This is a genomic window from Janthinobacterium lyxosi (assembly GCF_051380665.1).
GTDB lineage: Bacteria > Pseudomonadota > Gammaproteobacteria > Burkholderiales > Burkholderiaceae_D > Janthinobacterium.
In genome coordinates, this window is the sequence record NZ_JBNYXM010000045.1 from 18,510 (window position 1) to 27,718 (window position 9,209).

10 protein-coding genes are annotated in these 9,209 nt (G+C 62.8%); 9 read left to right on the forward strand and 1 reads right to left on the reverse strand.

What is annotated here, in order from left to right:
- Window positions 1–5: 5 nt before the first annotated feature.
- From ACQ4WP_RS27190 to ACQ4WP_RS27215, 6 genes are all read left to right on the forward strand, one after another.
- Window positions 6–2,837, forward strand: coding sequence for an ATP-binding protein (locus tag ACQ4WP_RS27190; protein ID WP_436526114.1), 2,832 nt, complete (start codon window positions 6–8; stop codon window positions 2,835–2,837).
- Window positions 2,837–3,841 (forward strand): DUF4424 family protein, encoded by a 1,005-nt coding sequence (locus ACQ4WP_RS27195; protein ID WP_436526116.1) that lies wholly within the window; start codon window positions 2,837–2,839, stop codon window positions 3,839–3,841. Before ACQ4WP_RS27190 ends, ACQ4WP_RS27195 begins: the two co-directional genes overlap by 1 nt.
- A 92-nt stretch (window positions 3,842–3,933) precedes the next feature.
- Complete coding sequence (locus ACQ4WP_RS27200; RefSeq protein WP_436526118.1) at window positions 3,934–4,449, forward strand: nucleotidyltransferase family protein; 516 nt, start codon at window positions 3,934–3,936, stop codon at window positions 4,447–4,449.
- 103 nt (window positions 4,450–4,552) lie between these two features.
- Window positions 4,553–4,936 (forward strand): hypothetical protein, encoded by a 384-nt coding sequence (locus tag ACQ4WP_RS27205; protein WP_436526120.1) that lies wholly within the window; start codon window positions 4,553–4,555, stop codon window positions 4,934–4,936.
- A complete protein-coding gene (locus ACQ4WP_RS27210) occupies window positions 4,933–5,163 on the forward strand; it encodes a hypothetical protein (RefSeq protein WP_436526122.1) in 231 nt (76 codons plus the stop codon). The genes ACQ4WP_RS27205 and ACQ4WP_RS27210 overlap by 4 nt, the downstream gene beginning before the upstream one ends.
- 54 nt (window positions 5,164–5,217) lie before the next feature.
- On the forward strand, window positions 5,218–5,361 hold the full coding sequence (locus ACQ4WP_RS27215; RefSeq protein ID WP_436526124.1) for a hypothetical protein: 144 nt from the start codon (window positions 5,218–5,220) through the stop codon (window positions 5,359–5,361).
- A 10-nt stretch (window positions 5,362–5,371) separates the two neighbouring features.
- On the opposite strand, the gene ACQ4WP_RS27220 is transcribed toward ACQ4WP_RS27215, so the two are convergent.
- Window positions 5,372–5,890, reverse strand: a complete 519-nt coding sequence (locus tag ACQ4WP_RS27220) for a CcdC protein domain-containing protein (RefSeq protein WP_436526126.1) — start codon at window positions 5,888–5,890, stop codon at window positions 5,372–5,374.
- 189 nt (window positions 5,891–6,079) lie between these two features.
- On the opposite strand from ACQ4WP_RS27220, the gene ACQ4WP_RS27225 reads away from it, so the two are divergent.
- Genes ACQ4WP_RS27225 through ACQ4WP_RS27235 form a run of 3 tightly spaced genes read left to right on the forward strand, consistent with a single transcriptional unit; the run spans window position 6,080 to window position 9,059 of the window.
- The gene (locus ACQ4WP_RS27225) at window positions 6,080–8,587 is read left to right on the forward strand and encodes an alpha/beta hydrolase family protein (RefSeq protein WP_436526128.1); all 2,508 of its coding nucleotides are present in this window, start codon (window positions 6,080–6,082) and stop codon (window positions 8,585–8,587) included.
- 56 nt (window positions 8,588–8,643) lie between these two features.
- On the forward strand, window positions 8,644–8,796 hold the full coding sequence (locus tag ACQ4WP_RS27230; RefSeq protein ID WP_436526129.1) for a hypothetical protein: 153 nt from the start codon (window positions 8,644–8,646) through the stop codon (window positions 8,794–8,796).
- A gap of 23 nt (window positions 8,797–8,819) precedes the next feature.
- Window positions 8,820–9,059 carry a hypothetical protein gene (locus ACQ4WP_RS27235; RefSeq protein ID WP_436526131.1) on the forward strand — a complete coding sequence of 80 codons (240 nt, stop codon included), beginning with the start codon at window positions 8,820–8,822 and terminating at the stop codon, window positions 9,057–9,059.
- The last annotated feature ends 150 nt before the right edge of the window (window positions 9,060–9,209 follow it).

The following is a 9,209-nucleotide window of genomic DNA, read 5'->3' on the forward strand; positions in this document are numbered from 1 at the left end:
CGCCCATGTTTCATATCAAATCACTTGAACTGGTGCACTGGGATTACTGGCAGCGCATCAAGAATATTCCGCTCGACGCGAAGATCATCACCATCGCGGGGCAGAACGGCTCGGGCAAGACCACCTTGCTGGACGCCTTGCGCACCTTGTTCGGCCTCGACTGTTCGATGGGCCGCACGTATAAGCACTATGCGCGCCACTCGGGCCAGCAGACGGCCTGGCTGCGCGCCGTGGTCGACAACAAGAACGTGGGCAAGCAGCTGTCGAACCGCCCGTTCCGCAGTTCAGGCTTCTTCAGCGACGATGAAGTGACGCTGTTCTGCCAGATACAGAAGAACGGCGGCGACTGGAAGCGCCAGTATCTGATGCGTCCGGGCAATGTGCAGATCGAGGACATCACGGACGCCAACGACTGGCTGGGTGTGGAAAACTACCGCAAGCGCCTGGCCAATGCGGGCCTGTCGCCCGCCATGTCGAAAGTGCTGGCGCTGGAGCAGGGCGAGACGGACAAATTGTGCGAATACGCGCCGCGCCAGTTGCTCGACCTGGTGTTCCAGGTGTTTGGCGACAAGGAAGTGCTGGACGCCTACGATGAAGCCAAGCGCCACCAGCGCGATACGGAAGTGGAGCTGAAACGCTTCGAGACGGAACTCGAGGCGTCGAAGACCAACCTGGAAGGCTTGCGCCTGCGCGTGGCCAATTACCATCAGTGGGAAGGGTTGCATAAGGAGCGCCGCAACTTGCTGGAAGAAGTGCTGCCCAGCCTGCAATACCACGAGGCGCGTGAAAAAGCAGCCATTGCCAGCCGGCAATTGCGCGATGCGCGCAAACCGATGGCGCAGGCGGACCAGCAATTGACGGACAAGCGCAATGCGCTGGCCGCGCAAGCCAAGGCCCTGTCCGACGCGCAGATGAACGAGACTTTGTTGGAGCAGGAATCCATTGGCCTTCAGAGTCGTTTATCGCTGATCAATGCCAAACTGAAACCGCTGGACAGCCTGCTGGAACAGAAGGAGCGCCTGCACAAGCTGGCAGCGGACTCAGGCAGCGATATCGCCGAAGTGGCGGCCCAGCTGGAACAGAAGGAAGCGCAATTGCTGCAGCAGCGCCAGCAGCGCGACGCCCTGTCGGCGCGCATCGCCGCTGAGCAGGCCACGATTGCCGCGCTGCAAGGCAAGACGGCCATGCCGGAGCCGGACAATGTGCGCGGCATGCGCCGCGCGCTGCGCGATGCGGGCATCGGCCACGCGATGCTGTCGGACATCGTCGAAGTGACGGACAGCCGCTGGCAGGGCGCCGTCGAAGGCGTGCTGGGCGGTTACGCCTCGGTGGTCTTGTTGGACCAGGCCAAGGATGCGTCTAGCGCCTACCGTTTGGCCGAGAAGGAACGCTACCGCCACTTCATCGTGCCCGAGCTGGTCACGGCGCCGGTGGCGAAAGACGAGAGCTTGCTGGCAGTGGTGAAATTTTCCGCGCCCGTGCCCAGCTGGCTGATCGAGCAACTGTCGCGCATCGCGCGGGTCGATTCCGTCGAAGCGGGCTTCAAGCTGGGCAACCATGAAGAGTGGATCACGCCCGAGGCGTATCACCGCGAACGCCGCGGCGGACGCTCCCTGTTCGTGGAAGCGTCGCGCTACCGCTTCGGCCAGGCCGGCCGCAGCGGCCGCCTGGAAGCGTTGCTGCGCTCCCTGCCGGGCCTGGAAGGGCAGGAAGACACGCTCACCCTGGGAATCTCGAAACTGGCGGCCGAAGTGGGCGCGTTAAAAGCGCGTATCGCCGGCGTCGACGCGGCCAAGGAACTCAGTGCGCGCCAGGAAGAATTCGCCGAAGCGCTGCGCAATTCGAAGCCGCTCAAGGAAGAGCGCCTGGAAGTGGGCGGCCGCCTGGGCGAGCTGCAAAACCTGACCAAGAACGCCACCGTGGCGCGCACGCGTGCCGATACAGTGTGGCAAAACGCGCGCCTGGCTTTGTCGGAAGCGGAAGCCGGTTCCCGCCTCGGTTACAAGAAGCAAATTGAACAGCGCGCCGAGCACGCACGCGCCTTGCTGGCCTTGCGCCATGCGTGGCGCCATCTGCCGAAAAGCTGGCGCCGTCCCGCGCGCCGCGCGGCTCTCGTGGCCGAACACCAGAATGCGCACCAGGTCGACCTGCGCGTGGCCAGCCTGCAAAACAGCCTGGCGCGTGACGACTGGGAACTCGACGCCACTGTCATCGACCAGCATCACCGCCTGTCGGACCAGCTGCATGGCCGCCAGTCGGAAACGGACGAGCGCCGCTACCAAAACAACCGCGCCATCGAAGCGACGGGCAATGCCCGCGGCGCCTACATGGAACGCTTGCGCTACACCATCAAGACCTACAGCAAGAACATCAAGGAACTGGGCGAACTGGCCGGTATCGAAGTGCATGCCGACCCCGTGCGCCTGGAAAACGACGATGTGCAGCTGTCGCAGGCGGGCTTGCACGTGCGCTTCAAGTTCGACGGCAAGGGCGTCATCGGCATGAACGATGGCGAAGCGTCGGGCGGCCAGCAAGTGATGAAGTCGCTGGTGCTGTTGATCGGCTTGCTGAAATCGGAAGACGGTTCCGGCGGCTTCGTCTTCATCGACGAACCGTTTGCCCACCTCGACATCCGCAACATTCAATTGGTCGGCGAGTTCCTGAAAAATACGCAAGCGCAATATCTGATGACGACGCCGTTGACGCACAACACGGATGTCTACGATCCGTCGGAGCTGACCTTGATCACCAGCAAGAAGAAAAAGGATACGCAATGGGCGCAACCGATTTTCGTGCTGCAGCGCAGGGTCGATCCCGCATCGGGCAAGGTGGCGTGATGCGCGTACGCACTTTTCTGGCCGCGACCGCGCTGGCGCTGGCGTGTTCGGCGCCGGCCGTGGCCAACGATGGCATCGCTTCCGTGAGCGCCGGTGGCATCCTGTTCGGCAAGACCGATGTCGTGGCCATGAAAAAGGAAGTGCTCAGCGTGAGCACGGACTTGATCAAGGTCGAGTACGAATTCCTCAATGAATCGGCGAAGGATGTGGAAGAGACGATCTTTTTCCCCTTGCCCGAATACGCGGCTGGCTACCATGGCTCGCCCACGTATTATGGCCAGCCGCAGCAGTTTACTGTTGACGTGGATGGCAAGCGCAAGGACTATAAAACCACCTTCGTCGCCAAGCTCGACAGCAACGATGTGACGGCCCGCTTGCGCCAGCTGGGCCTGTCCGACGCACAGATCGCGTATTTTCCCTCGCACACGCCGTTCGACAGGAAAGTGGCGCCGTTGACGGCCGCGCAGAGCAAGATCATGATCAAGGAGGGCTTGCTGGCCCAGTTGTATGACGAAGAATGGGTGCCGGCCTGGAGCGTGAAAGTCATCTACCTGTGGCAGCAGAAATTTCCCGCCGGGAAAGTCGTGCGCGTGCGCCATCAATATGCGCCCTTCGTCGCGGCCGGTCCGGGCGCATCCTACCTGGGCGATGGCAATGCATTTGAAAAGAAATACTGCGGCGACAAGGCTTTCTACAAGACGTGGAACCGCCTGGCGGCCAAGCAGGGCGAAAGCGGCTTCGTCAATGCCGTGTGGGTGTCGTACATTTTGACGACGGGCAATACCTGGAAGAGTGGCATCGAAGACTTTACCTTGAACTTGATCAAGGGCAAGCCGGACGAGCTGGTCAGCCTGTGCTTCCCCGGCACGTTTACCAAAATCAACCCCACCACCTTGCAAGTCAAGCTGCGCAACTTCCATCCGAAGCAAGACCTGGACGTGTACTTCGGCAATGTCGAGGGCACGGTCGCGCACGACGGCGTGGCACCGCAGATCCGGCCGTAAGCGCTTGCGCACGCACCTGAGCACCCAGGAAGCACTGGCGGCGCGCCTGCGCGCCATCGCCGGCGCCACGCCGTGGTGCATGCAGGCCCTGCATGCAGGCCCTGCATGCAGTGGCGCAGCTGGGCCTGCCCCACTGCTGCATCGGCGCCGGCGCCGTGCGCAACCTCGTGTGGGATGCCTTGCACGGCTACGCGCGACCGTCGGCACTGGGCGACGTCGACGTGGCGTATTTCGATGCGCACAATTTGCAAGCCTGGCGCGAGGTGGAATTGCGCCAGCGCCTGGCAACCTTGCTGCCCGGCGTGCCGTGGGACGTGTGCAACCAGGCGGGAGTGCACCTGTGGTTCGAAGACCACTTTGGCTACGCGGTGCCGCCCCTGCGCTCGCTGGACGAGGCCATCGCTTCCTGGCCCGAGTTTGCCACCGCCGTCGGTCTTTATCTGCAACACGATGGCGGCATCGGCATCGTCGCGCCGCATGGCCTCGATGACCTGTTCGACATGGTGGTGCGGCGCAACCCGGCGCGCATCAGTCTGGACGGCTATGCGCAGCGCCTGGCCAGTAAAAACTATGCCGCGCGCTGGCCGCGTGTCACCATCATCGCCTAGGAAAATGATGATGTAAAACGTGATGGTGTAAAACGTAACTAAATGCACTGTGGATACAGATTGCCTATAATTGCCAGTTATCCAATAGCGTTCTTCTGATCCCATGTCTCTATCGATTTCCACGCCGCTGCGCCGTCTCGGCCGTCTGTTCTGCCTTTCCTCCGCCCTCGTGGCGCCCGCCGCCTGGGCCGACAGCTATACCGATTTCCAGCAAGCCAGCGGCCAGCTGGAAGCGCTGATGACCAAGGCGCCGCCACAAAGCGGCTTGCCGCGCCTGCGCGATCCTGCCATGGCGCAGCTGTTTGCCTACATCGCCGACGGCCCGCGCCTGTTCCAGGCGCCCGTCGCCGCGCTGCAAGACGTGAACCAGAGTGTGGCCGTCTGCGAAAAGGCCATGCGTTTGGGAAAACATACTATGCGTTTGGCCTCGCATGGCCCTTGCCGCTGTCCGGCGCCGAGCTGCAGCAGGCGCGCAAGGAACAAGTGACGCAGAACCTGGCCAATTATGGCGATGAAATGAGCATGTTGTTTGCTTTCAGCATGCATTGCCATGGCCATTTGATAGCGCTGATGGAGCAGGAATTCAGTGCCCAGCCGGCATCCGCAGTGAGCGGTCCCGAGCGTTTGCGCGCACGCGCGTTCAGCAAGAACGCGGCCGTTGTCTACACTGGCGTGTTGCAGTTCGTGCAGGTGCCGTTCTGGAACGTGGCGTAAAAGAAACGGATTCTGGAAGCGGCCGCACAGCACGCCACGGCGAATGCCAGTCTGATGGCGCCATCCTTGCGCGAGCGCCTGCTGAGCAGCCTGGCTGATGCGGACAAGGACCTCGATCCGGCCCTGGCGCCAGCGCTGGCGACGATACGCCAGGCGCTGGCGGCGACGAGCTGTGTAGGCCTGTGCCAGTACTACTGACTTACCCGACTTACTCGGCGGCTTGCAGGGGCTGGTTGCGCTGGCGCCAGCGCAGCAGGCCCCAGGCGTAGACGGCGTAGTAGCCGATGACCAGGCCGTAGGCGGCCATGGTCAGCGCGCTCTGGCCGAATGGCGGCGGCGGCACGGGCACGTCCAAGCGCGAGTTCAGGTAAATTTCCATGCCGCGGTACAGCAGGCGGGCGATGAACAGCATCGTGATGGTCAGGCCCAGATAGCGATGCTGGGTAAAGAAGAAATCCTTGCCGACCTGTTCGAAGCGTGTCAGTTTCAAGCCCAGCACGCCGAGCCAGCCACCGGCCAGCGCAGCCGCGCCCAGGCTGGACAGGGGCAGGACGTCGAATTTCGTCGTCGTCGCCAGGAACAGCAGCAGCGCGGGAAGCGCGATCGCCACGCTCCAGTGCCGCCACAGTTGCGATTTCTGGCGCGCCACCAGTTTCTTCAGGCGCGAATAAATGCGCCAGACCAGCAGCGGGACCAGGAACAGCAGGGCGAGGGTAGTGGTTTCCATGTAGGCATTCGGGTGCGGGTAAAACAGCGATTGTAAGCGAGATGGGGGCGGGCGGCGATGCTTGTTAAACGGTAAAAGTTGCTTGTTGACATTTACTTGGCATGAACGCACTATGCCTTGTCACAATGCGCCGCCATGAGCGGTGCGGTGCGCTCGCTGCTTGTCACCACCTTCCTATACTGGAGTTTCATGTCTACTCGTTTACCTTTGCTGCCCATCACGGTCGGCCTGATGGCCTCGTCGTCCCTGGCCATGGCGCAAGATGGCGGCTATCAAATGCCACCGGCCCCCCTGCAAGCCATCGTCGATGCACCGCGCGCACCGACCCTGAGCCTGAGTCCGAAACGTAATCTGGCCGCCGTGCTGCCCACGCCATCCCTGCCCAGCATCAGCGAAGTGGCACAGCCGGAACTGAAGTTGGCCGGCTTGCGCATCAATCCGCGCACGTATGCGGCCAGCCGTTTCAGTTTTCACACGGGACTGGGCTTGCTCGACATCGATACGCAGAGGGAGATCAAGGTCAGCGGCTTACCCGCGTCGCCCCGCATCGCCGACCTGGCCTGGTCGCCCGACCAGCGCTACCTGGCGTTTACGCACATCGCCTTTGCCGATCCGGCCAGGGGCGTGAAGGAGTCCGGCGTGCAATTGTGGCTGCTCGACGTGCAGACGAAAGCGGCGCGCAAGCTGGCCAGCGCACCCCTGTCGACCGTGTATGGCCGTGGCTTTTCCTGGATGCCCGACAGCAAGACCTTGCTGGTGCAGCTGAAGCCGGCCACGCTGGGCGCGGCGCCCGTGGCTAGCGGCATCCCGACGGGTCCTTCCATCCAGGACAGCGTGCCGGGCGGTGGCGTCAAGCAATTGCGTACCTATCCCGACCTGCTGAAAAATGAACAGGATGCGCAGCTGTTCGAACATTACATTACCGTCCAGCTGGCCTTGCTGGACGTGGCAGGCAAGCAGCGCCTGGTGGGCCAGCCCGGCCAGTTCTCGCGCGTGTCGGCCTCGCCCGATGGCAAGCACTTGCTGACGACCAGCATTGTGCGTCCGTATTCGTATATCGTGCCAGCACATGACTTCGGCCACAAGATTGACGTGCGCGACCTGAATGGCAAGGTGGTGCATGCGGTGGCGGCCCTGCCGCTGGAGGAAGGCTTGCCGCCGGGGAATGATGCCGTGTCCGCCGGCGTGCGTTCCGTCAGCTGGCGGGTCGATGCACCCGCCACCCTGGTGTGGGCCGAAGCGCAGGATGGCGGCGACCCGGCCAAGGCGGTCGAGATCCGCGACATCGTCTACACGCAGGCGGCGCCGTTCGCGGCCAAGCCGGCCGTGCTGGCCAGGCTCGGCTCGCGCTATGCGGGCGTGGCCTGGGGCCGCGGCGACCTGGCCCTGCTCAGCGAAGCATGGTACAAGACGCGCGCCGTCAAGCAGTGGCGCATTTATCCCGACCATGCACCGGATCAGCCTGCCACGCCGGCCGATCTCGTGTACGCCGGTTCCTTCGAAGACCGCTACAACGATCCGGGCCAGCCCGTCATGCGCGCGGACGCAGCGGGCTTGCCGCGGTTGCTGATCGCTCTTGATAACTCCATCCTGCTCGACGGCCAGGGCGCATCGAAAGAAGGCGACCGCCCCTTCATCGACCGCCTGAACCTGGCGACGAAACAAAAGGAGCGGCTGTTCCAGAGCGCCGCGCCCTATTATGAAAACGTGGTGGCCGTGCTGGATGAGGACGGCAGCCGCCTGCTGTCGACGCGCGAATCGCCGACCGAGCAACCGAATTATTATGTGCGCAACCTGAAACAGCAGGGCGCCGCGCAGCTGACACCGCTCACGCATTTCCCCCATCCGCTGCCGCAATTGAAGGACGTGCAGAAAGAGCTGATCCGCTACAAGCGCGCCGACGGCGTGGACTTGACGGCGACATTGATGCTGCCGCCGAACTATGACGTGAAACGCGACGGTCCGCTGCCGACCCTGATGTGGGCGTATCCACAGGAATTCAAGACGGCCAGCGCCGCCAGCCAGACCAAGGGCTCGCCGTACAAATTCAATGCCGTCAGTTACTGGGGCCCGGCCGCCTTCCTGTCCATGGGCTATGCCGTGCTCGACAACCCATCCTTCCCCATCGTGGGAACCAGCGAGCAGGAGCCGAACGACACGTATCTGCCGCAGCTGGTGGCCGATGCCGAGGCGGCCGTCGACGAAGTGGTGCGCCGTGGCGTGTCCGACCGCAACCGCATCGCCATCGGCGGCCACTCGTATGGCGCCTTCATGACGGGCAATTTGCTGGCGCACACGCGCTTGTTCCGCGCCGGCATCGCCCGTAGCGGCGCCTACAACCGCACCCTGACGCCGTTCGGCTTCCAGGCGGAAGAGCGTTCGTTCTGGCAGGCGCCGGCCGTCTACCAAGCCATGTCGCCATTCAATTATGCGGATAAGATCAAGGATGCGTTGCTGATGATCCACGGTGAGCAGGACAACAACTCGGGCACCTTCCCCATCCAGAGCGAGCGCATGTTCCAGGCCGTCAAGGGACTGGGCGGCACGGCGCGCCTGGTGATGCTGCCGAACGAGAGCCACGGCTACCGCGCGCGCGAATCGATCATGCAGATGCTGTATGAAAGCAACAACTGGCTGGAGAAATATGTGAAGAACGCCCCGCAGCCGGCCGCCGACGTCAAGCCGGCCGGCAAATAAGGGCAGCGGCGCGCATCTCGTGGTATGGTCTTCCTTTGTCTGCAGGGAGACCAGCCATGTCCGTCATCGATGCCCACCGCGCGCCCGATCCGGCGCCTGTCGATGAACCCATGCCGGCGCCGGAGCCGCAAGAAGCGCCCGGGCACCATCCGGGGCCCGTGCATCCGGTGCCGCAGGACGATCCCGTGCCGCACCCGCATCCCAGTTAATCCGTCAAGAAAGGCTGTTTCAGATGGCAATTGTCAAGGAAGTCTACACACGCAAAGTCAGCGGTGAAACGTTCGACTATGAACTCGATTACACCCAGGGCGCGGACGTGGCCTGGATTGCACGCGTGTACCACGATGGCGTGCTGAAAGGCTCGCCGCACGGCGCGCTGACGGCCAACGTGCTGTCCGGCCCCGCGCTGGAACAATATTTGCGCGCGTATGTCGAAGGCATGATCGAGCGGGGGCTCGACGTGGCTGAGTAAGCTGCTTGCAGCAGTCAAGCAAAAGGGCGCCGAGGCGCTAATGCCGTTCACTTAAGCAGTTTTTCGTAGAACTCGAGTGGCATAGCGCTTTGGTTTTGCCTTGACGGCCCGGTCGAATTTTCGATCGGGCCGTTCGTCATTCAGAAGACT

Coding starts and splice junctions, on each gene's coding strand:
- ACQ4WP_RS27215 (WP_436526124.1), top strand. CDS start 5,218: ATGGCGCCATCCTTGCGCGAGCGCCTGCTGAGCAGCCTGGCTGATGCG.
- ACQ4WP_RS27220 (WP_436526126.1), bottom strand. CDS start 5,890: ATGGAAACCACTACCCTCGCCCTGCTGTTCCTGGTCCCGCTGCTGGTC.
- ACQ4WP_RS27230 (WP_436526129.1), top strand. CDS start 8,644: ATGTCCGTCATCGATGCCCACCGCGCGCCCGATCCGGCGCCTGTCGAT.
- ACQ4WP_RS27205 (WP_436526120.1), top strand. CDS start 4,553: ATGTCTCTATCGATTTCCACGCCGCTGCGCCGTCTCGGCCGTCTGTTC.
- ACQ4WP_RS27235 (WP_436526131.1), top strand. CDS start 8,820: ATGGCAATTGTCAAGGAAGTCTACACACGCAAAGTCAGCGGTGAAACG.
- ACQ4WP_RS27195 (WP_436526116.1), top strand. CDS start 2,837: ATGCGCGTACGCACTTTTCTGGCCGCGACCGCGCTGGCGCTGGCGTGT.
- ACQ4WP_RS27190 (WP_436526114.1), top strand. CDS start 6: ATGTTTCATATCAAATCACTTGAACTGGTGCACTGGGATTACTGGCAG.
- ACQ4WP_RS27225 (WP_436526128.1), top strand. CDS start 6,080: ATGTCTACTCGTTTACCTTTGCTGCCCATCACGGTCGGCCTGATGGCC.
- ACQ4WP_RS27200 (WP_436526118.1), top strand. CDS start 3,934: ATGCAGGCCCTGCATGCAGTGGCGCAGCTGGGCCTGCCCCACTGCTGC.